The organism is Pontibacter chitinilyticus, from assembly GCF_039748935.1.
Classification (GTDB): Bacteria; Bacteroidota; Bacteroidia; order Cytophagales; family Hymenobacteraceae; genus Pontibacter; species Pontibacter chitinilyticus.
Genome location: NZ_JBDIZJ010000001.1, coordinates 164,127 through 185,586, shown reverse-complemented (window position 1 = coordinate 185,586; position 21,460 = coordinate 164,127). Strand labels below are relative to the sequence as shown.

Here is a 21,460-nt window from a genome sequence, read left to right as displayed (position 1 = left end):
ACACTGCCATAGGGTTGTCAGTGCGACGCTTTTTCTTTGTTACCTCAACAAAAAAATAAACCTATGAACATCATCCCATCACTGCTGAAAGAACTGGACCAGGAAGCCGTTACTACACGCAAAATGCTGGAACGTGTACCAGATGACAAGTTTGACTGGCAGCCACACGAAAAAAGCATGCACCTGCAGCGCCTGGCAGCGCACGTTGCCGAGCTTCCCTCCTGGATCAGCATGGCCCTGACCACTGATGAACTTGACTTTGCCAGCAACCCCTATCAACCGCAGGCCACAACCGACAGGGCCTCTTTGCTCAGCTTTTTCGAGACGTGTTTAGCTGATGGCCAAGCGCAGTTAGTTGCCGCCAACGAAGCGCAGCTAGCGGATAACTGGACCTTACGCAACGGTGACCAGATCTATAGCACGACCAGCAAGTATGAGGTGATCCGCATGGCACTGGCGCAGCTGATTCACCACCGCGCACAGCTGGGCGTATACCTGCGGCTGTTAAACATTCCTATTCCGGGCAGCTATGGACCCAGCGCTGATGAAGGCGGCCTTTAAACTTAAGCTGCGCGAACGACTACAGCGCATATAATTTACTGTTTTATTGAACTGTAGCGGCTATACTTCCATGGAACGGAACCAAAGATCCTGGAGGTGTAGCCGCTACGGTTTACTTAAAAGATGTCAGGAGCGAGCTACCCCGTTTAGTGGAGTGAAGGCTTGCACTTACCTTTCCAGACCACTTGCTTCCTGTTGCACTTTATTGCAAATCACAGCTTAATCTCAGTGAAGCAGATATTCCACTTTCTGCCTGCTTCGGCTGCTAACTTGCCTGTTGCGCCCTCAGGTGGTGTAAGTATCTCATTCATTTATGTCCACTGAAACCGGGCAACTCTGCTGGCATTCCAGCCTGTGTAGGAAGGCCATACACCAGCGTAATTCCCTTTCCGTTCTGCCAATGCAAGTATACCATCCAATGCTCCGGATGTTTTATTAGCATCTTCTTAAACTTTCGTAAATAAAAATCAGTAAGCATCTATACCTTCAAAAAGCCAGCGGCGTAATATGATTCCCGAAGGCCGGAAGATGGATGTAGGCAAGCAGTTGCAGCGGAGTATATCGCCGCATGCAGCAGAATGCAGGCAAGTACCTCATGTAAAGTTTCATAACCTATTGTGACAGACCTTTCCATTTTTCAATTCATACTGTACGACAGCTCTGCAGCTCAGGCATTCAGGTTTGACCCTGCGCCTTGCAAGCTGCTCTCTGGAAAAGCCGGGGAATCCCGAACAGGTAACTTCCAGAACAAGGGTCTGCTCAAACCTCCTCAAACAGGCAGGCACTGAGCTATTCATGCCCCGGAGAAAGGTATTTCGTACAGGTCTTAAATCAGTATACAGCACCCAGCTGTCAATAAAGATTATAATTGCTGCCCCATTTTCACGGCAATTAATCTGAACCCGTTAACTAACAACTTAAGCTAAGCTTGAACACATGATTGAAGCAGTTAAATTCTGGAACGAGCCAAATAATAAGTCCCACTGGGACCCTACGCTTGACCCGGAGTGGCACATCTATGCCGAAATGGTAAAAAAGGCAGCTCAGGCTGTTAAAGCTGAAAACCCTGATATTCTGCGCGTGCTGGGTGGCATCTCGCCCATTGACCCATTCTTTATTGAGCGCCTGAAGAAATTAGGCGCACTCGACGACCTGAATGCCGTAGCCGTACACGGCTTTCCGCTTGACTGGAACCTTTGGCAACTGGATGACTGGAGAAATCAGATCGCCTCGATCGAAGCTGTAACAGAGCTGCCCGTGTGGGTAACCGAAGTAGGCATCTCGACTTTTGGAGCAGAGGAAGTGCAGGACTTTGGCCTTCGCCGGACAGCTGAATTACTACGTGGCCGTGTGAATCGGGTGCATTGGTATAGCCTTTTCGACCTGCCGCAGGCCTGGGAAGCGACTACCCGCCACCGCGAAGCCGAAGGCTCGTCTTACTACCGCCATTTTTACATGGGCCTGCTGCACGAGGACGGTACCCCCAAGCTTGCTGCCAAGCAGTTCGCCGACTATACACCGGAATTCGGCATCTGCCAGTGGTTCCACTTCGAAGATCACCGCCTGGAGCTGGCAGTGGAATGGCTGCGAAAGCTGGGTGTAAAGTACTTAAGAACAGGCCTGAGCTGGGCAGATTATTTACGGCCGGATTCAGAAAGATGGTTTGATAAGATGATGAGCGCGCTCGACGAATTTGATCTGACCATCACCTTTTGCTTCACGCCCGAGTCGCATGGTATAGCGCCGCACCACACCAGCCCGCCGCAAAACGTTGACGAGTTTGCAGATTTTTGCGCTACGATGACGCGGCGGTACGCCCGCTAATTGCAGCACAAGAAGTATGATGCATGTATAGAATACAGAAAAACGAAAGGAGCGAAAAGTTTCTTTCGTTTTTCTGTATCCGTTTTAACTAGCGCAGTACAAGCCTACGATGCTTAACCCTGCCGTTTTTAAAAGTATAATACGTAGTAGGCGGTGGGTTGCAACAGCCCTTAGTGTATCCTGTTTCTTAACCATTGCCGCAGGATGAGACAGGCACTGGAAGCAGTTAGCGCAGGCTACAAACTATAAGAAAGTAATTTAAAGGTATAGCGTTATTCCTATGGGCCAGAAGCTCCCGAATGACACCTCGCAGCTGTGGATGCACTACATGCTGAACGGTAACTTTGAAAAGGCGCTGGAGGTAAGCGATGACGTACTGCGCTCCCATGCCGGCACACCTTGCTGGCACCTGCCGCGGCATTATCAATACGTCTGGAACGGAACGCCCCTGGATGGCAAGCGCGTGCTAGTGCGCTGTTACCATGGGCTTGGTGATACGCTGCAGTTCATTCGATATGCTCCGCTTCTAAAAGCCATTGCCGCTGAGGTCACTGTTTGGGCGCAACCGCCACTGCTGCAGCTTTTAAGCTCTGTTGAAGGGATCGACCACCTGATACCTTTGCACGACGGTTCGCCGGAAGTTGAGTATGATGTGGATGTGGAAGTAATGGAGTTGCAGCACATCTTCCGCACCACCTTGGCTACTATTCCTTCGGCAGTGCCATACATTAGCGTTGCGCCTATGCTGCTTTGTTACCCGAAGGAGCAACTGGCTATAGGGCTCATCTGGCAGGCAGGTAACTGGGACAGCCTTCGGTCTATACCGTATTCATTTCTGTCGCCACTGGCTGCGGTGCCGGGCATCCGGTTGTTTATACTTCAGGCAGGGGCTGCCTCGGTTGGCTGGCAGGAAGGTTTCGGCGTGCACCCCGGTGAATTTGACCTATACACGTATGCCAGCCTTATCCGTAGCCTCGACCTGGTGATTACCGTTGATTCTATGCCGGCGCACCTGGCCGGGGCACTCGGCATCCCCGTCTGGACCTTGCTGCATTCAGAGGCAGACTGGCGCTGGATGCGCAACAGAGACGACAGCCCTTGGTATCCAACTATGCGGCTGTTCCGGCAAACGCAGTCGGGAGACTGGCAAACCGTGATCAGCCGGGTAGCGGCTGAACTCGAGAAACTTTGCGCTCAAACCAAAGCACCCATAGCCCGACAAGTATAGCTTCGCAGTTAAACCAACAATAATTCCCCATCACCAGAAACAAGTATAGCTAAGTATAACGAGGGCTAAGGGCTACCCATTTAGCTGCTTGAAACGTGTGCGTATTTCGCTGATTTTGCCTTTGTGGTAAGCATGGCCGTGGTAGACAGCCGCTGCCACACGTGCCCAGTACAGGTATACCTTGGGGCTGCGAAGTTGGCGGGCCAAGCGGAACATACGATTGCTCCAGGCAGAAATCAGATACCGCAAGCGGTAAATCACTTTGCGTTGCCTGGCAGGTGTGGTCGCATCTGGGGCAACACGCTTGCGCGGCTGCACGCCTGTCCGGCTCCAGGAGAGCCTATACGCGAGTCCTTCACGACGCTGCCGGAAACCTGCCGCTTGTGTCTGCTCTACAAAGTTACGATCCACTGCATCCAGGTTAAGCCGGCCTTCCTCTATGGCAGCAGCTACCAGATTCTCGATAACCGGCGAGCGCACCACCACTACATTCGTTCCTTTTCCGTCGGATGAATACGGCTCCACCCAGGCATCTCCAAACGAGATATCAGCAGTTTCTGCTACCACGTCGTCACAAAAGTTGCAGGCCGAGTTCATGAAGAAGCCGCCGCCCCAATCGCCATCCGCCAGGTGCCACCAGTCCCTGTTTACCGTTTGGCCGTCGTGGAGCGTGAGCCGGGCATTGTACCAGTTTGCCGGCCGGCTGGGGTCTTTGTGGCGGTATTCCACCCGCTCTACCTGGTTTATAGGAACATTCATTTGCCAGGCAAAGCTTTCGACAAAACGCGCGCTTTTCATGTGCCCGCAAAACAACCCGAGTGTGAACCGGATGCGCTCCCGAAAAATCGGGTCCTGGCTCCGGAGCAACTGAACAGCTTTGATAAAGCAGGGGATTCCGACCACCGCATACCGGCCCGGCACTTCCCGTATCATTTTGAGTATCTCAGACAGCTCGATAGGATAATAGCGCGATTTGGCACCGGCCCGTATCTCTGTTTCGGAACGGGCGATGCGGTATTTAAAAAATCGACCATCCTGCTGCGGATCTTCAGTCGCTACCACATGTGCCACACCGTCGATCATCCCTTTGCGAAACAGCTCTGTGGCGACCCAGGTCACCATGCCGCCCGAACTGCCTTGCGTACGGAAATCTTCTTCGGCCACATGGCCAACGTACGCTGACTGGAAACTGCCGATCGCAGCATCGCGGTGCGGAGCTACCGGGAACAGCTCTGCTGCCAGGTGATCTTCGTTTTTGGCTGCAGGAGAAAACGGGCAGGTCCGCGTAAACTCCTCCGAGCTCTGGCGATACCATTCGGAGCCACTACCTGGCTTTAGCTGGCCAAACGCATCAAACTCCATTTGCGCAGCAGGGGTGTTGGCTTGCGCCACGCAACTACCGCAGCCTATACACAAACCGGAGCGGACAATATCCCGTGGGCTAATCAGATCGTTCATGCAAATTGAAGTTGTTTGAGACTCAGCGCCCGGTCGAGGTAGGCATTTGAAGTATTGCGCAGGTCATTTATTCGTTTCGTTATCTCAGGGCTTAACGGCTCGCTTAAACGGGCATCGTATACCTCAGCAGGCGTATCTTCGGTGATCAGGTGACTCTCCCCTCCTATTTTAGCCATCAGCCCTTGCAGTTTATGCCTGCGGTATGTTGATGTTTCGCAGATAAACGGTTTGGTGTTATGCAAGGCAAAAACACAGCCGTGAAAGAAGTTTGTAACCACGCCGGCAGCACCTGCTATAAAATGCGCAAACTCATGCGGATCAGCTGTCAGCCACTGTTCGTCTGCCCAGTCGTTGCGATAGCCAATGCTGATCAGGGGCAGGTTTTTACGAGTCGCCAGCTCGCGGACTTCACGGGCATAATATTCCGAAAAGTTGTGTCCGTAAACGGCAATGTATGCTTTAGGCACATGGTCCATGTTCCGGTCATCCGGCCGGATGGGGAACTGCAGACAAGGGTCCAGTACCATTTCCGGCTCAAACCCCAATGCATTTCTGATGATCGTTTGGGAGTTCTCATCCCGCACCGAGATGGAAGTAAAATTCCGTAGTTTTTCTGCCCAGGCAGGCTCCAGTCCCCAGGAAGCATCATAGTTTCCGAAGCTGGCGGCATACGACACCAGCCGCTTGGCCTCAAGGCCATCGCCATAGAATAACGGGCACTGGCCGAACCACGGATGCGACAGGTTCCATACTTCGTCGCTGCCCACCACCACGACATCATACTCCTCCATCCCGGCCGGATCATCCAGCTGAAAACGGGGTGAAAGCGGCAGCGACTTAAACGTGTTAAAAAAGCGGAGCACCTTTTCACGGTAAAGCGGGTAATCGGTTTTAGGCACAGCTGTTGGCAGCACCGGCTGCAAGGCACAGCGCCATTCAGCCAAGTTCACCTGCTGCGAATCGTGGTCAAGAATAGTGGCCTCGTGGCCGCGTGCCATTATCCCTTCCGCCATGCACCGCGCCTGCCAGTAACTGCCATAATTGATGCACCGGTGAAAAGTTAAGACACCTATCTTCAAAACAGTCATTTTAATTTAGTTTAGTTTTTCCCGTGAGTTTACTTGGATGCCGTGCCTGTGCATCAACGCCGCTAACATGACTCCGAGATGCCGGAAGTAGCCGTCGAAAGGCAGTAGCTGCTTTCAAGCCAAACGGGATAAGTGCCTTTTAGGTTATGCAGGTTTCCTGGCAAACCAAGCCAACAGGAAGTGACCAGAAAGTGCAGTTACGCCCAGATAGGGCTACCTCAGCAGTGATTTTAAAGCGGCACCGCTGCTGCCACACAAAACGCTTTAGGCGTCGCTCCGTTAAAGTACACGGTTTAAAATTAGCATGTTGCTGCCTGAGAAAAGTACCGGCAGTATACTTTTAGCGGAGTGGAAGGCTGCTCTGTTTTGATGCGGCTTTGCACTTACACGATACTTATGACAAAATTTCTACTCATACGCCATGCCACCACAGCTGCCGTCGGCAACCGCCTTACAGGACGGACAGCTGGCGTTGGTTTAAATGAAGAAGGACAGGCGCAGGCCCGTAAACTAGCGGAACGGCTGGCCGGAGCATCCATTACAGCGCTGTACAGCAGCCCGATGGAGCGTGCCCAGGAAACCGCTGCTTCCATAGCCCGTGCGCTGAACCTGGAAACGCATACCTGCGAAGACTTCCAGGAGCTCGACTTTGGCCACTGGACCGACCGTACGTTTCAGGACATAGCCAAGGACCCGCAGTTTCAACGCTTCAATTCGTTTCGCAGCAGCACGCGCATACCTGGCGGAGAACTCATGCTTGAGGCCCAGACGAGGATGATCACAGGTATGGCGAAATTGTGCACGCAGCACCCACAGGGCACGATCATCATCGTCAGCCATTCCGACATGATCAAAGCTGCCGTTGCCTATTATGCCGGAATCCACCTGGACATGTTCCAACGCCTCGAAATCAGCCCAGCTTCCATCAGCATCATTGAAGTATATGAGGAAACAGCGCGGGTTCTCCAGGTAAATGATACAGGCGAGTTAAAGGTATAAGCACGTATGGCGCAGAATGTATTTATCTCTGCGCCATACGTGCTTATACTTTATGCTGACACCCAGGGCTGCTAGTTGCCGGTACGTCTCAATTCTTCCAGGCTATTGCGCTGCCGCTCCTCCACTTTCTGGCCTTTGCTGAAGTTGTAGCGCAAGGTTACGCCATAGTAGCGGTTAAACAGGTATTGATCGAAGTCGTTTACGTTTCCTCCGCCCAATTTGGACGCAACAGCGATGCGCTGGCTTTTGAAAACGTCGTTTACATTAAAGCTGAGGTCCAGCTTTTCATCCAGAAAGCTTTTCTTGATTCCGGCGTGCACCCACCAGCGGGGTTTCACAATATAGAGGGCGTATACTTCCTCGGCCACATAGGCACCGTTCAGCTCCATGCGCAGTTCAAATGGCAATAAGATGGTGTGGTTTGATTGCAGCATGTAAGACCATTGGCTGTTGATGATGGGCGCAGCATTCACAATGGTGCTATACTCGTCGTAAGAAACAACCAGGGTGTTGCGGGTCTCCCAGTTCTTGAGAATTTTTATTGGCACTACAGCTGTCAGGCTCAGGTTTTGCGCATCGTCTACGTTGCCGTTGTAGTAGAGCGTCGTGGCCTTCTCTGCATCAATTACCGGCACCTCCGCAATTACGTCGTGGTTAAGCTGGTAGTTCAGCTCCAAGCTGTAATCCTGCTTGAATACCTGCCGGAGTCCAAACGCATGAGATAACTGTGGCCGCAGGTACGGGTTGCCCTGCACCCAGGTATACGGATCGCGGTAAAAGATGAAAGGGTTCAGGTTGCCGTAGTTGGGCCGCTCGATGCGGCGGCTGTAACTATAATTCAGCTCGTAATCATCGCTCACCTTTTGCTGCACGAATACGCTCGGGAACAGGTTCAGGTACGTTCGCTCCGTTACCTGGCCGGTAGTCCGGAGTTCTCCCCGCGACTGTGTCTGCTCGGCGCGGAGGCCTGCCTGCACTTTAAAATGCTCCCCTACTTTGCCACTCCAGTTCAGGTAAGCGGCAAAGATATTTTCGGTGTATACAAAGTGGTTGGTGCGGTTGGGGTCCAGCACGGGCGCCTCGCTGTTGTTAAAGTAAAAGCGGGAATCGTTGTCGGAAATCACCCGGCTGGCTTTGGCGCCCAGCTCCAGTTTCCCGTCTTTTGCCAATGGCCGGCTATAATCTACTTTGGCCGAATAAATATCATACCCGTTGGGCGTATGTGTATACAGGAAATCTTTAATAATAGGTTGATCGGAGGCCAGAGAGTCATAGTAGTTGTAAAAGTTTGCCTCTCCGGCATTCGTAATGCGGGCATAGTCCAGGTCTGCCGAAAGCATGGTACCCAGCGTGTCATACTTGGCCAGGTAGTGCAGGTTGGCCGTGCGGTTCGTAAAGCGATTGGTCACGTAGTTGCTGGCGTCGATGTATAGCTCCGGCTGACTTGGGGAGGTGCCGATATACGTATCGGTCAGGAAATCATTGTGCAGGAAGTTGGTGCCGTAATAAGCCATAAACCCAATACTCTGGCGCTCATTCAGGCTGTAGTCTGCCCCTAACCGCACAGCAGGAGGCCCCTGCACATGGTAGCTGCCCGTGGCTACCTGGTCAAAGTAGATGGTTTGCGCTTCTCCCTGAAAGACACGTGTGAAAGTAGCCTCACGGCCACCAACGCGGCGGGCCATGTCCAGGGTCACAAAGGTATTCCAGGGGCCTGCCTTGTAGTTCAGGCGACCTCCTGTTGAGTAGCCGAACAGATGCCCGTTGTACGTAGTGCCGGCATACACGCTGCCGTTCATGCCTCGCTGCTCATTTTTCACCAGGTTGATGTTCAGAATGCCCGATGATCCTTCCGCATCATACTTGGCAGACGGGTGCGTGATGACCTCAATGTTTTTGATGTTCTCGGCGGGCATCCCTTCCAGCATGGTGCGCAGGTCACGGGCCGAGAGGTAGGTCAGCTTGCCATCCAGCATTACAGTAATGCCCGATCTGCCGTTGAGCTGAATGTTGCCTTCCTGGTCTACGTAAACACCCGGGGCTTTGGCCAGCACATCATAGGCGGTATTCCCGGCTGCTAGCGCCGACCCTTCTACTTGCATCACCACGCGGTCTGCCTCCTGCGTAATGGTGGGCCGCAGCGTCTGCACATTTACCTCCTGCAGCTGGGTAGCTGCCGGGCTAAGCCGGATGGTACCTAGCTGCAGATCCGCATTGCCGCCTGTAACGAGCACCTGCAGAGTTTTGGTTTTGTAGCCGATAAAGCTAATCGCCAGGTTATACTTGCCGGCGGGCACCTGGCTAAATGTAAAACGGCCATCCTGCCCCGTCAACGTGCCATTCAGCGCCTGCGTGCTCCCCTGCTGCAACAGCGCGACTGTAGCGTAGGCAATTGGTTTGCCAGTCAGCGAATCGGTTAGGATTCCGGAGAGCTTCCCTTCGCTTCCGGTAGGTTGCGGCGCAGCGGGTGCCTGAGCCTTTTCCTGGGCCACGCTCACACCATTGAAGTATAGGCAAAGGCATAGTTGTCCCAGGAAAAAAAGTAGCCTTTTTTTCATAGTGGTAGGGTTAGAAATTTATAGTATAAAAGATGGATCCGACTGAGCTGCCCTAAAGACACGACAATTACGCGCAGGTTGCATATCCGGCAGCCGTGCAGTGAAATTTGCTTAGAAAACGCTTCGGCTCTATGAGGATGGGGAACAGGTGTCTTTTAGCTGCCTTTATCTCAGGAGAAGCAACAATCCCATGCACGTTATATCCTGGGAGGCAGACCGGCGCATTGCCTGTTGCAACGCGCCAGCCTATGGGCAGAAAAACTCCTGCTTAATCTTTTTCCTTCAGCGACTCCAGGGCCATGCCATGTATTTTCAGCTCGATGTATTTATCAAGGCTGTTCAGGTTGTAGCCATCCTGTCTTGCTTTTTTAATAAAGTCGCCGGTGATGCCGTGTATTTTTGCTTCCACTGCTTTGTCCATTGTGATATCAGCAAACCCGGCTTTTTTGAGATCCTGCACATACGCCGCATCTACGCCGTGAATCCGGGCAGTAATCATGTCTTCAAAGTCGAGGTTCTTAAAGCCCAAGGCCCTGATCTCTTTCACTGTAGCTGCATTCAGCCCGAATATTTTGGCCTGTACAACTTGGTCGGTTGTCAGCTTGTCAAACCCTGCAGCGCGCAGATCCGCCACAGAAGCAGCATCCACACCCTGAATACGCATCTCCATCATTTTGTCGAGCGACAGGTTCCCGAAGCCAAGCCCCTGCAGTTCCTTAATCGATTCCGGGTTGATGCCATGAATCTTCGCAGCAACTATTTTATCGATTGGCAGGTTATCGAAACCAGCTTTTCGCAGGCCTTCCACATAGCTGCGGTCTATGTCATGTATCTTGGCTTCCATCATCTTCTCCATGCTAAGTGATTTAAAGCCCATGGCCTGCAGCTCCTGCACATAAGCCTGATCGATGCCGTGGATTCGGGCAGCTACCACATCCTCAATCGAAGGCTTTTTGTTGCTATACTTCTGAAATAAGGCCATATAGTTCTGGTAGTCCTGCAACGAGATGCCATGTATCGCCAGCTCCAACAGGCGTTCTCCCTCTACATTCTGGTAGGTTTGCTTCAGGAAAGCAACATACTGCTTGTTCACATCGCCAAAAAACAGGTGGAACATCAGGTTGTTTTCGTTGCTGGTGATATGGTTGTCTGCCAGGTACTTTTTAAAGGAGGCATCTTCCGTAAAGGTATAGGTGCCCTGCCCTGCTTCAGCATCCAGGTTGCCCTTTAGCAGCAGCGTACCCATTTCTTTGGTTATCACATACTCCTGGTCGCCTCTTTTCTGAAAAAGCCCTTTGTCAAAGCAGCGGGACATGTTCCAGCTTGAGGCGCTTTTGTTGCCTTTGAACTGGAGGCAATATTCCCCGCCTTCGCTGCTGCTGTACCAGTAGCCTTTCGACATATCGGTTTGCGAGCCCATATTATTGAACGGGTACCTGCTCCTCTGGCGGGATTTCAGTTCCTCTTTGGCAGGTTTATTCTTCTCTTTTACCTGCTGCTTTTCCTGCTGTTTTATAGTTTGCTTTATCTTGCTGTTTTCCTGCACAGGGGAAGTGAGGCGCTCCTGCAAAGTTGCCACGCGCTCGTGCATAGTCATATCTTTACTATCAATTTCAGCCATACTCATACTTTGGGCAGGCGCATTCATTAGCAGGAGCGTTCCGAAGAACAACGGTCCCAGGAAAGTATACTTCCAGTAGTTGTGCCAGGTCGATTTTTTTGCGTTCATCATCATAATGCGTTGTTTTAACAATGACTGGTTATAGTTGGTAGTGATGCTTAGCGGTTTGTTGGGAGCGGCGATCTGCACCAGGCTCAGTTGGTAGCGGTCGCGGCTGATGACCTCTTTTTCCAGTAACACAGCATCGGTCTGGTATTCGTTGTTCTTTTCCACCTCCTTGCGCCACAGCCAGATAAGCGGGTTGAACCATAGTATGATCACAGCGATTTCAGCCAGCAGCAGATCGAAACTGTGCCCCAGCCGGGCATGTATTTTCTCGTGGGCAATGATCTGCTCGTATGTTTCAAAGTCATAATCATCCGGGTATATAAAGGTGTACCGGAAAAAAGAGCAGGGCGCCTGCGGGGTAGCCGTGTTTACAATCACACAGTCGCCGTCGCGGATGCGGTCTGTACTGGTGGCTACTTTGTAAAGCACCGCGCCTACCTGCAGGAGCAGCGTGAGGGCAAATACTGCCACGCCAAAGAGGTACAACGCCGACAGCCAGAACAGCCAGCTAAAGCCTTCGTCCTGCGCCTGCTGAGGTTTTACTTCCTGCGGCGCTCCCACATGGCCTACCTCCTGCTGCCGGACAACAGGTGGGGCTTGGGGCGAAACCACGGCCGCAGGCGGCGGCACCTGTTCCGCAACAGTTGTTACCGGCTCCGCTGCAGACGTATGCGCTGGCTGCAGGATGCTGGTAATGTAGCCCTGGTGGCTAACCAACTGCGGTATAGCTACAAACGGCAGCGCAAAAGCCAGCACCAGACAGGCAAGCAGGTATAGCCTGTTTGCGGCGAAGAAGCTTTCATGCTGCAGCACACTTTTATAAAACAGGTAAGCCACACCACTCACAAGCGATACTTTCAGGAAATAGACGATTAGCGTTTCCATCATTTAGATTGTTTTTGAGATTTGATCAGGCGTACCAATTCATCAAGTTCATCATCAGACAGGTCTTCTTCCTTGGCAAAATAGGTCAGCATCTTAGAGAAAGAATTGCCGAAGTATTTGCGCTTGATGGTTGCCATGTCCTGCTTTCTGTATTCTGCCAGCGGTACCAGCGGTGTATACTGGTAGGTATTGCCGAGTTTTTCTGCCTGCAGGAACCCTTTTTCTACCAGGATCTTAACCATGGTAGCCACGGTGTTGTAGTGCGGTTTTGGCTCCGGCAGCTCATCAATAATGTCTTTGATGAAAGCCTTTTCGAGGTGCCAGATAACCTGCATAATCTGCTCTTCTCTTTTTGCTAATTTCTGCATGATCGAATCATTTACTCAATACTACTAATTAATTAGTAAAATTCCTAACTCTTTAGTAATAAAACTAACGCACTAGGATTAAAAAAGTTTATGGTTCTAAATAAAAGCTGTTTATACTTCGGTCGTCGGGTGCAAACCGGCCTGAAGTATGGCAGCCCGGCAGCCGGGAAGTAGCAAGTAGCACCGCTTGCCGGCTCAGCAGCGGTGTACGCACACCTGCTCTGTGCTAATCAGGGCGGCTTGCAGAACGGCTTTAAGTACATAGTGCAGGCAGGGTAAACCCGCTGCCAGGAAAGTGTGCCCAGCCTCACACAAGTATAGCTTAATGATTTCATAACACCCTTTCGTGGACTTTACCGGCATGCATGACTTAATTTTACAGCATAGCATGTAGAGGCGCCAAAGCGCCTGATTATACATGTATGGAAGCATTTAGGAGAAGTATAGCAGAGGACGTGCAGGTAACAGGGCGCTCCGATGTTATATTTACAGGAGCAGCCCGCATAAATGCGCTGCGTAATTCGTAACTTTAGGTACTATTACCGAATCGTTGGAACTCCCTGGGCTGTAACCAACGGGAATTGAAGCCCTAAGCTTAATACAGTTTTCACTTGAATTGTGATAGCATACGCTTTTATACAATAGAGTTAAACACCAATCTCATGCACAGGATCACAAAGCTGGCCCTTTACGTTGCGGCTACCATTTATGCAGGCAGCACCTTCGCCCAGTTGCCCACCAACAATGCCCAGGCTCCTAAAGTACTACTGCCCAATGGCTGGTCGCTTAGCCCGGCGGGGCGCTCGCTGCCTTTAGGCGATCTGCCGCTAAACGTGCAGTTAGCTCCTTCCAAACGACTACTCGCAGTTACTAACAACGGGCAGGGGAAACAAAGCATCCAACTGATCGACCCTAAAAACGAGAAGCTCCTGGATGAAAAACCTGTTAAAACAGCCTGGTATGGTTTAAAGTTTAGCAGCGACAGCAAAAAGCTATACGTGTCGGGTGGCAACGATAACATCATCCTGGTATACCCGATCCAAAACCGGAAGCTGGGGGCTCCTGACACGCTGGCTCTGGGCAGGCGCTGGCCAAAAGATAAGATCAGCCCTACGGGTATCGAAGTAGATGATGCGCAGCACCTGCTCTATACTGTTACGAAAGAAGACAACACGTTATACCTGGTTGATCTGAAGAGTGGCGCCACGCGTTCGAAAGTACCCTTGCAAAATGAAGCGTATACTTGCCTGTTGTCGCCGGATAAGCGCGCGCTATACATCTCGCTTTGGGGCGGCGACAAAGTGGTGGTATATGACACTGCTGCCGAGAAAATCACGGATGAGATCGCAACGGGAAATCACCCGAACGAGATGGTACAAAGCAAGAATGGCCGGTACCTGTTCGTCGCCAATGCAAACGACAACTCCGTTTCGGTGATCGATACCAGGGCACGCAAGGTGCTGGAGACCATCTCAGCCTCACTCTACCCTACTACCCTGACCGGCTCTACCACCAACGCCCTGGCTTTGTCGCCGGACGGGCGTACGTTATACATTGCGAACGCAGATAACAACTGCCTGGCTGTTTTTGATGTCGCCACACCTGGCAAGAGCCAGGCCAAAGGGTTTATTCCAACCGGCTGGTATCCAACTAACCTCAAAACGCTGAAGAACAAGATCCTGGTAGCGAACGGCAAAGGATTCTCCTCAATGGCCAACCCCAATGGCCCGCAGCCGGTCAAAGAAACAGACGACAGTGGCTACCAGAAAGGCTCTACCAAAAGCCAGGAAGTACAGTATATCGGCAGCCTGTTCAAAGGCACCTTATCGCTTATCGACAAACCTAACGACGACAAACTGGAACAGTACTCCCAGCAGGTTTACGCGAACAGTCCTTTTAAGCAGCCTACAACGCAGGAGAACGGAGTTGAGGCCAGCTCTCCTTTCCCGGGCAAAACCGGACAGCCATCCCCGATAAAGTATGTGTTCTATGTCATCAAAGAGAACCGCACCTACGACCAGGTTTTAGGCGACATGACGGAAGGCAATGGCGATTCATCCTTATGTATTTTCCCGGAGAAAGTCAGCCCTAATCATCATGCCCTTGCCCGTGAGTTTGTGCTGCTGGACAACTTCTATGTAGATGCCGAAGTGAGTGCCGACGGACACAACTGGAGCACGGCAGCCTATGCCACCGACTATACCGAAAAAACATGGCCCATCAGTTATGGCGGCCGCGGAGGCTCTTACGATTACGAAGGCTCCCGCAAAATTGCCTACCCGCGGGATGGCTATATCTGGGATTATTGCCAGCGCGCCGGCCTTAGCTACCGTAGCTACGGCGAGTTTTCGGGTAACGGAAAAGCGAACATCAAAGCTTTGGAAGGACACATCTGCAAGCAGTCGCCCAGCTTTAACATGGATATTAAAGATGTGGAGCGGGTGCGTATCTGGCAACATGACTTCGACTCGCTGCTTGCCCGCAATGCTGTGCCGCAGTTCAGTACGATCCGGCTCAGCAACGACCACACCAGCGGGCAACGCCGCGGTAAACCTACACCTATCGCCGCTGTAGCAGACAATGACCTGGCACTTGGGCAGCTGGTCGATTACTTATCGCACAGCCCCATTTGGGCTGAAACGGCCATTTTCGTATTGGAGGATGATGCACAGAACGGTCCCGACCACGTGGATGCGCACCGCTCGCCGGTGTTTGTCATCAGCCCGTATACCAAGCGCCATGCGGTAAACCATACCATGTACTCTACTTCCGGAGTGCTGCGTACCATGGAGCTGCTGCTGGGCCTGCCGCCAATGAGCCAGTATGATGCCGGCGCAAAGCCCCTCTACGACTGTTTTACGGCTACTCCTAACCTGACACCCTACCAGGTAAAAGCCGCGCGCGTGGACCTGGACGCCCGCAACATGGCGCTAAACAAAAGTGCCGAACGCTCGGAGCATTTTAACCTCGCCAAAGAAGATGCAGCCCCGGACCTGGACCTGAATGAGGTGATCTGGAAGTCGGTAAAAGGTGAACATTCGGTGATGCCGGCCCCGCGCAGAAGCGCCTTTCTGAAACTAGAGCAGAAGAAGGACGAAGATGACGATTAGTGCGCGGGAAAGGGAATAAATAGTAAAAAGCAAACGCGGCAGGTTTTTAAATCTGCCGCGTTTAAGTTAATTGGCCGTATGTTGGTATTACTCTACGTTTAGGATCTTATGCGTTTGCACTGACACGCGCCAGGCGGGGTTTTCCAAGGCAAGGTTTATAGCCATTTGGGTTGCCTCCTGTAGCCGGGTGCCGTCTTCCGGCTGTAACCACAGCAGTGGCAGTGTACTATTTTGCACGGTATGCTGCCGTTGCCGCCGGGCAAATGAGGCGTACTTGTTGGGGGCATAACTGGGCAGCACCAGCTTTAGCTCATCAAAGTATTCCAACGTTAAGAGGTCTTCGGGCAATTTCGGGCTGCACACAATCCAGTCTGGTGCAATCAGCTCCCCTTTTGCATTTTGACAGGCACCCTGCAGGCGCACGGTGCCGTTTGTTTCGATGGCCACAAAAAAGCCCTGCCGGTGCAATGCTTCCATCAGTTCCGCATCCAGTTGCAGCAAAGGCTCCCCTCCTGTTACCACACAAAACCTGATATCACCGCCAATACCAGCCACTTCTTCAGCAAGAGCGTCGGCCGTATACGTTTTGCTTCCTTCTTTTGTAAAATCAGTATCACACCAGAGGGGGCAGCTTGCGCCCGTGCGGGCCGCATCCCTCGAGCGCGAATCTTCATAGCCTGTCCACAGGTTACAGCCTACCAGGCGCACAAATACAGCCGGCCGGCCGGCAAACAACCCTTCGCCCTGCAGTGTTTTCCAGACTGCCTTTACTTTATAAGTCGTTTCTTTCAATTTTATACTTTCCACCACAATCGTATCGCTTCTTCTTTAATCTAACCAACCATTTGCTTTTGCCTCTTCGTAGCCCTTGGCCCGTAAGATCGAGGCTGGGTTATCCAGCTTGCCGTATCCCCATTCGTTGTAGGTGGTGCGGTCGCCATTGTAATCCGTATGCGACAGATCGCGCACAATATCCAGCACCTGCAGGTCCTTTGCCAGCTTCCAGGCTTCGGCTTTGCTTTTATACATCAGCGGCGTATGGATCCGGATATCGGTGTCGAGCGCCAGCGACATGCTGGTCTGCAGCGAGTCGATAAATACGCGCCGGCAGTCAGGATATCCCGAATAATCTGCCTGGCACATGCCGCCAACAACATCGGTAATCTGCTGCGTGTAGGCGTAGCTGATCGCAATTGAAAGGAACACCGCGTTTCGGCCGGGCACGAACGCTGCCGGAAGGTTCTCATTTAACTCATGTTGTGCGGCTACATCTTTCTCGTGCTCGGTGAGCGCTGAGGCCTGCAACATGCCGCTGATATCGATTACCCGAAACGGCACTTGCGCCTTATCAGCAATCAGTTGCGCCTGCTGCAATTCCACTGCATGTTTCTGCCCATACTTAAACCCAAGCGCTTCTACGCGCCCAAACAGCTCTTTCGCCCAGAACAGGCAGGTAGTAGAATCCTGCCCTCCTGAAAAAAGAACAAGGGCTGCTGCGTTACTATCTTTCATTTCGTTTTAATTTATACAAACAAGCGCCAGGTCATGCGTCCTCCAGGTATGAGCAGGCCAACTGGTGCATGGCTGCAGCGGACAGTTGCCGCAGCAGCACTTGCACCGCACCAAGGATACCTATACTTGCCACGCGCTTTTCAACGCTACCTGCATAAGGTTTTTACTGAAAGTAACGTTTCCGTGAATCCCGAAAGTTAGCTATTATTTAGCTTTTCTGGCACATCTTTTCCCTCCTAAGCTGCGCTAGCTGTTTAAATAGCACGAATTATGTAATACCTTTGTTGGCAGATTAACTTTAGCTCTATCAACAGCGATGAACAGTACAGAAGAAATCGATATCAAAGAACAATTAAAAGATTCTTATAGACAGGCGCTGGAGCATACCAGCAGTGCCCTGGACTACATGGCGGAGTATGGCATTAAGCCTGACGGTAAGTTTGGGCTGTTCTTTTCGCCGGACACGCGCCAGAAGGAAATCCACAAAATGCCTTACAAGCACCAGGCCAAGCAGGTAGTGGTGTATGAAACGGAAATAGGCGAATTTTCTGCGCTTTGCCCTTTCTCCGGCCTGCCCGACTTTGGTACGCTGCGCGTGGAATATGTACCTGGCTCTTGTATTCTCGAGCTCAAAAGCCTGAAATACTATATCCTTTCCTGGCGAAATATCGGATCGGCGCAGGAAGATATTACCGCATACATTTACGAAGACTTGCGCAAAGCTTTAGGGGATGCCGGGTACCTGGTCGTGCACACGGTGTATAACGTGCGCGGTGGCATCAACACTACCTGCACCATCGACAGCAGATTGCAATAGCTTGCTCTTGTTAGGAATTCTTTTCAACAAGCGTAAATAGCAGACAATCAAGTATGGCATTGCTCAGGAAATCATTAAAACTGAAGCAAAGGCTGCATTCCCAAAGCATAGCAGGACTTTTTCAATTATGTTTGCAACGACAGAATTCGGCAGGCATTGACAAAATGATTTGAAACATATATCTTGCGGTGCTCTTAAGAATAATGCGCGCTTAGGCAGTTTCTGCAGCATTTAGAGCAGCAGTTCGGGGTGTAGCGTAGCCTGGTATCGCGCCAGCATGGGGTGCTGGAGGTCGTGGGTTCGAATCCCGCCACTCCGACTTAGAAAGGCCTTTTACTTAGTGTAAAAGGCCTTTCTTTTTGTAAACTGAAAGATTTCGTCAGCTTAATGATTGTTGCTGGTTGACAAGGATAGGAGCTTAGAACTGCTACGTAGGTAGCATACTAAAAACAAGAGCTATGGCAGAGGTTACAAACGAAGAAATATTAAGAGTAATGCGGGATAATTTCACTAAAGTCCTGAAAGAAAACTTTGATATTTATAAGCAGAACGAGAAAATACTGGATGAATTACGTCCCTCCTATACCAATATCGGGGAGATGTATACTATGCTGAAGGAGTTAACCCAGGAGGTGAAAAAGCTTTGTTCGCAAGTTTCTACATTGCAATCTGAGGTACAATCTCTTCGCGGGCAAGGCGGAAAATAGTGAAACACTCAGGTTGATGCTCGTATTTGTAAACAGTATCCGTTTCAGCGTTACTAAGTTTCGCGTCAGTTGAGAGTAAAACCTGACTGACATAGAAAAGATAAACGGTAATCATAAACGGGAGCGGCTTTTCCCCTGATCAAGCTTCCAACTCCCCGGCCTTTTCAAGCCTTTTACAGGAGATCATGTAGAAGGCTTTTTTATACTTCTATTCTAGTTTAGAAGCCAAAAACACGGACATCAGTTCTGTAGTATAAAGTATACTTATTCTTTACAGGGTACAGGCAGCAAAACCGGCGCCCGGTAAAAGAAGAAAGTGCCGCCGCCGAGAAGAAACCCGGCAGCGCTAACAACAACTTTGTCACGTATAAATACGTCTCACTTCTAAAGAACAAACCTATGGTCAACAGAGTCTTATCTTACCTGCACGGTTTTTATGGTGACAACTCTTTTCACAACCTGACACCTTTAATAAAGGAGAACCCGTCCCTGATCACCGAAAACTATATTCATAACCTGCACCTCGACGGCTTCATTGAAATCCAGGAGCCCTCTGCTTTTCAGGAACTGAAAGACATCAACACCATTCCTCCTATTTTGGGCAGGCTGACGGAGAAAGGCATGTACTTTTTAGAAGGCAACCAGAAAGCAGGCGCCGTAATCCGGGCTATTGAAAACCAGAATATGCTGCAGTTGGCGTATACGGATAATGACGGTGATGAAAAACAGGTTAGTTTAGCACCTTACATTTATGGCAAAGATCCACAGGAAAGGCCGGTAGTATGGGGCGCTGTTGCAGGCAAAAGCCATGAGCACCGCCGCTTCCTGCTTGATGACATTCGCCTCTCAGAGGAAGCGACAACAGCTAACACCTTTAAAGTAAACCCGGAGATGCAGCTCAGCCAACCGCGCGACATCGAAGTGGTAGCCCAGGTAAATTATTAAAGTATAATACTACAAACTGCCCTGTTACAGCAGAAACTGCCATTTGCTGCAGCCCGGTGTGCGCAACCGCTAGTGCCGCAGCCGTACAGGTTGCCGGGGTTTACGGAAAGCTAAAAGTGACTTTCTGGTTTCTTTCCCGTACTTTGCAGCTTGATACCTGCCAGACAGGAAGTGAAAGACATTAATCATGGAAACTACTACCGCTGCTGAAGACAGCATGCACGGGTCTATTTTTGTGCTGTTGAAGCGCTTTGTTGAAAATGCTTACGATTACAGCACATGGATAAACTTACTGGAAGAGGCAGGCATCGAACGGCCTGTCAGCTATCAGATGCATGAAATGTACCCGGTTAGGGAGCTGTTTGCCCTTGTGCACACCGCATCTGCCCTAACGGGTTTACCGGTTCATGAACTGCTGGAGCGTTTTGGCGAATTTTTGGTCCCCGATCTGTTGCTGATCTATAAAAAGTATATTCATCCTGACTGGCGAACGTATGATATGCTCCTGAATACAGAAATTGCGATGCATGGCGCTGTCAGGCGGGAAGATGCCAGAACAACACCACCTAAACTGCAGGTTACCCAGCAAGGCAATAAGCAGCTGATCGTCGATTATTATTCAAAACGCAGAATGGCCGGAGTCGCTGTCGGTATCATCAAAGGGATTGCGAAGTATTACAACGAAAGTGATCTGGTAACTGTAACGCTCATAACTCCCATAGCGGAAGAAACCGTGCAGCTGCAAATTGATTTTCTGGATTGATGTTCTCCTGCGGCTTTGCCCAGGCTATACTTGCCAGGAGCAATGCACTACCTTTTCTCTCCATAATCTAAATCTCTTCTATACTTCAAAACAGGCACAGGAAAGCCGCTAACACCCAAAGCCTGCTGGCAGTACAAACCTCAAATCTCGCAAGGGAAACGCAGGTGTGGGCAAGCTACTGAATGCATATAGATGTTGCCCGTTACTGCGGTAGCTGACCGATCAGTTGCTGCATGCCTTCCTGAATGCGCTCACGTAGCTTGCTTTCTTTGTGGGGCAGAATACCCTCGGCTGTACCCCGCCACACCAGCTCATTTTGATTGCTATCGACCAGATCTATCGATACGGTTCCTGTTTTATAGCGGCCAACGGGCACCTCTTCACTTTTCCAGGTATAGTGGCGCTGGCCAATGTATAAAGGAGCATCCGTTCTGAAATCGGTTTCGCGGGTCTGCACCTGCTGGTTCACCACCACGCCGATATTTACCAGCAGGTCCGGGTTATTGGTAGCCTGTTGCAATCCTTTTGCCTGCAGCTGCCGGGCAATTTCCTCCTGCAGCAGCACTACTTTAGACCGGTAATTTGGCTCAAGCCCGCTACCAGAGGCCTGTACGTCATAAAATGCAAACGTATGATAATCCGACAAGTTAAAATTTGTGGCTGGCTCTGCGGTAACAGCAATCTTAGGGGAGCAACCTGCCAGCAACAGCAGCAAAACTAAACAACTTGCAAAGGTTCGTGTACTTATCATAATTGTATAAAAATAATAGCTACTTGTTTTACGGCCGTAGCTCCGGCAGGTAGACGCCAGCGGAAATACTACTTTGCTCCTCGGGCATTAAACTGCTTATTTTTGGCAGAAAAGTGTACACATCAACATCTTTCTGTCTATCTTTAGGCTTGCAGAG

At 50.9% G+C, this 21,460-nt stretch carries 17 protein-coding genes and 1 tRNA gene; 10 read left to right on the top strand and 8 right to left on the bottom strand.

Going from position 1 to position 21,460, the window contains the following annotated elements:
• Positions 1 to 63: 63 nt before the first annotated feature.
• The 3 genes from ABDW72_RS00765 to ABDW72_RS00755 all read left to right on the top strand — a co-directional run bounded on the left by ABDW72_RS00765 (position 64) and on the right by ABDW72_RS00755 (position 3,613).
• A complete protein-coding gene (locus ABDW72_RS00765; protein WP_347156523.1) occupies positions 64 to 561 on the top strand; it encodes a DinB family protein in 498 nt (165 codons plus the stop codon).
• Between the two features lie 936 nt (positions 562 to 1,497).
• Positions 1,498 to 2,385 carry a hypothetical protein gene (locus ABDW72_RS00760; protein WP_347156522.1) on the top strand — a complete coding sequence of 296 codons (888 nt, stop codon included), beginning with the start codon at positions 1,498 to 1,500 and terminating at the stop codon, positions 2,383 to 2,385.
• Between the two features lie 280 nt (positions 2,386 to 2,665).
• Positions 2,666 to 3,613, top strand: coding sequence for a glycosyltransferase family 9 protein (locus ABDW72_RS00755; protein WP_347156521.1), 948 nt, complete (start codon positions 2,666 to 2,668; stop codon positions 3,611 to 3,613).
• 72 nt (positions 3,614 to 3,685) lie between these two features.
• Here the strand turns inward: ABDW72_RS00755 and ABDW72_RS00750 are convergent, their stop codons facing one another.
• Positions 3,686 to 5,071, bottom strand: a complete 1,386-nt coding sequence (locus ABDW72_RS00750) for a Coenzyme F420 hydrogenase/dehydrogenase, beta subunit C-terminal domain (RefSeq protein WP_347156520.1) — start codon at positions 5,069 to 5,071, stop codon at positions 3,686 to 3,688.
• Positions 5,068 to 6,159 carry a polysaccharide pyruvyl transferase family protein gene (locus tag ABDW72_RS00745; RefSeq protein ID WP_347156519.1) on the bottom strand — a complete coding sequence of 364 codons (1,092 nt, stop codon included), beginning with the start codon at positions 6,157 to 6,159 and terminating at the stop codon, positions 5,068 to 5,070. The genes ABDW72_RS00750 and ABDW72_RS00745 overlap by 4 nt, the downstream gene beginning before the upstream one ends.
• Positions 6,160 to 6,555: 396 nt before the next feature.
• Here ABDW72_RS00745 and ABDW72_RS00740 point away from each other — a divergent pair, with 396 nt between their 5' ends.
• Complete coding sequence (locus ABDW72_RS00740) at positions 6,556 to 7,158, top strand: histidine phosphatase family protein (protein ID WP_347156518.1); 603 nt, start codon at positions 6,556 to 6,558, stop codon at positions 7,156 to 7,158.
• 71 nt (positions 7,159 to 7,229) lie between these two features.
• Here the strand turns inward: ABDW72_RS00740 and ABDW72_RS00735 are convergent, their stop codons facing one another.
• From ABDW72_RS00735 to ABDW72_RS00725, 3 genes are all read right to left on the bottom strand, one after another.
• Entirely contained in the window at positions 7,230 to 9,716 is a 2,487-nt protein-coding gene (locus ABDW72_RS00735) for a TonB-dependent receptor domain-containing protein (RefSeq protein ID WP_347156517.1), read from the bottom strand.
• Between the two features lie 268 nt (positions 9,717 to 9,984).
• A complete protein-coding gene (locus tag ABDW72_RS00730) occupies positions 9,985 to 12,333 on the bottom strand; it encodes a M56 family metallopeptidase (protein ID WP_347156516.1) in 2,349 nt (782 codons plus the stop codon).
• Complete coding sequence (locus ABDW72_RS00725; protein ID WP_347156515.1) at positions 12,330 to 12,698, bottom strand: BlaI/MecI/CopY family transcriptional regulator; 369 nt, start codon at positions 12,696 to 12,698, stop codon at positions 12,330 to 12,332. Before ABDW72_RS00725 ends, ABDW72_RS00730 begins: the two co-directional genes overlap by 4 nt.
• A gap of 662 nt (positions 12,699 to 13,360) precedes the next feature.
• On the opposite strand from ABDW72_RS00725, the gene ABDW72_RS00720 reads away from it, so the two are divergent.
• Positions 13,361 to 15,808 (top strand): beta-propeller fold lactonase family protein, encoded by a 2,448-nt coding sequence (locus tag ABDW72_RS00720; protein ID WP_347156514.1) that lies wholly within the window; start codon positions 13,361 to 13,363, stop codon positions 15,806 to 15,808.
• Positions 15,809 to 15,895: 87 nt separating this feature from the next.
• On the opposite strand, the gene ABDW72_RS00715 is transcribed toward ABDW72_RS00720, so the two are convergent.
• Both ABDW72_RS00715 and queC read right to left on the bottom strand, forming a co-directional pair.
• Positions 15,896 to 16,600 (bottom strand): 7-carboxy-7-deazaguanine synthase QueE, encoded by a 705-nt coding sequence (locus tag ABDW72_RS00715; RefSeq protein WP_347156513.1) that lies wholly within the window; start codon positions 16,598 to 16,600, stop codon positions 15,896 to 15,898.
• Positions 16,601 to 16,636: 36 nt separating this feature from the next.
• Complete coding sequence (gene queC / locus ABDW72_RS00710) at positions 16,637 to 17,320, bottom strand: 7-cyano-7-deazaguanine synthase QueC (RefSeq protein ID WP_347156512.1); 684 nt, start codon at positions 17,318 to 17,320, stop codon at positions 16,637 to 16,639.
• 316 nt (positions 17,321 to 17,636) lie between these two features.
• On the opposite strand from queC, the gene queF reads away from it, so the two are divergent.
• The 5 genes from queF to ABDW72_RS00685 all read left to right on the top strand — a co-directional run bounded on the left by queF (position 17,637) and on the right by ABDW72_RS00685 (position 20,552).
• Positions 17,637 to 18,137, top strand: coding sequence for a preQ(1) synthase (queF, locus tag ABDW72_RS00705; protein WP_347156511.1), 501 nt, complete (start codon positions 17,637 to 17,639; stop codon positions 18,135 to 18,137).
• A gap of 245 nt (positions 18,138 to 18,382) precedes the next feature.
• A tRNA-Pro gene (locus ABDW72_RS00700) sits at positions 18,383 to 18,456 on the top strand.
• A gap of 139 nt (positions 18,457 to 18,595) precedes the next feature.
• On the top strand, positions 18,596 to 18,844 hold the full coding sequence (locus tag ABDW72_RS00695) for a hypothetical protein (protein ID WP_347156510.1): 249 nt from the start codon (positions 18,596 to 18,598) through the stop codon (positions 18,842 to 18,844).
• Positions 18,845 to 19,243: 399 nt separating this feature from the next.
• Entirely contained in the window at positions 19,244 to 19,789 is a 546-nt protein-coding gene (locus ABDW72_RS00690) for a hypothetical protein (RefSeq protein WP_347156509.1), read from the top strand.
• Between the two features lie 187 nt (positions 19,790 to 19,976).
• Positions 19,977 to 20,552 carry a heme NO-binding domain-containing protein gene (locus tag ABDW72_RS00685; RefSeq protein ID WP_347156508.1) on the top strand — a complete coding sequence of 192 codons (576 nt, stop codon included), beginning with the start codon at positions 19,977 to 19,979 and terminating at the stop codon, positions 20,550 to 20,552.
• A 202-nt stretch (positions 20,553 to 20,754) separates the two neighbouring features.
• On the opposite strand, the gene ABDW72_RS00680 is transcribed toward ABDW72_RS00685, so the two are convergent.
• On the bottom strand, positions 20,755 to 21,303 hold the full coding sequence (locus tag ABDW72_RS00680) for a DUF4136 domain-containing protein (protein WP_347156507.1): 549 nt from the start codon (positions 21,301 to 21,303) through the stop codon (positions 20,755 to 20,757).
• Positions 21,304 to 21,460: the final 157 nt, after the last annotated feature.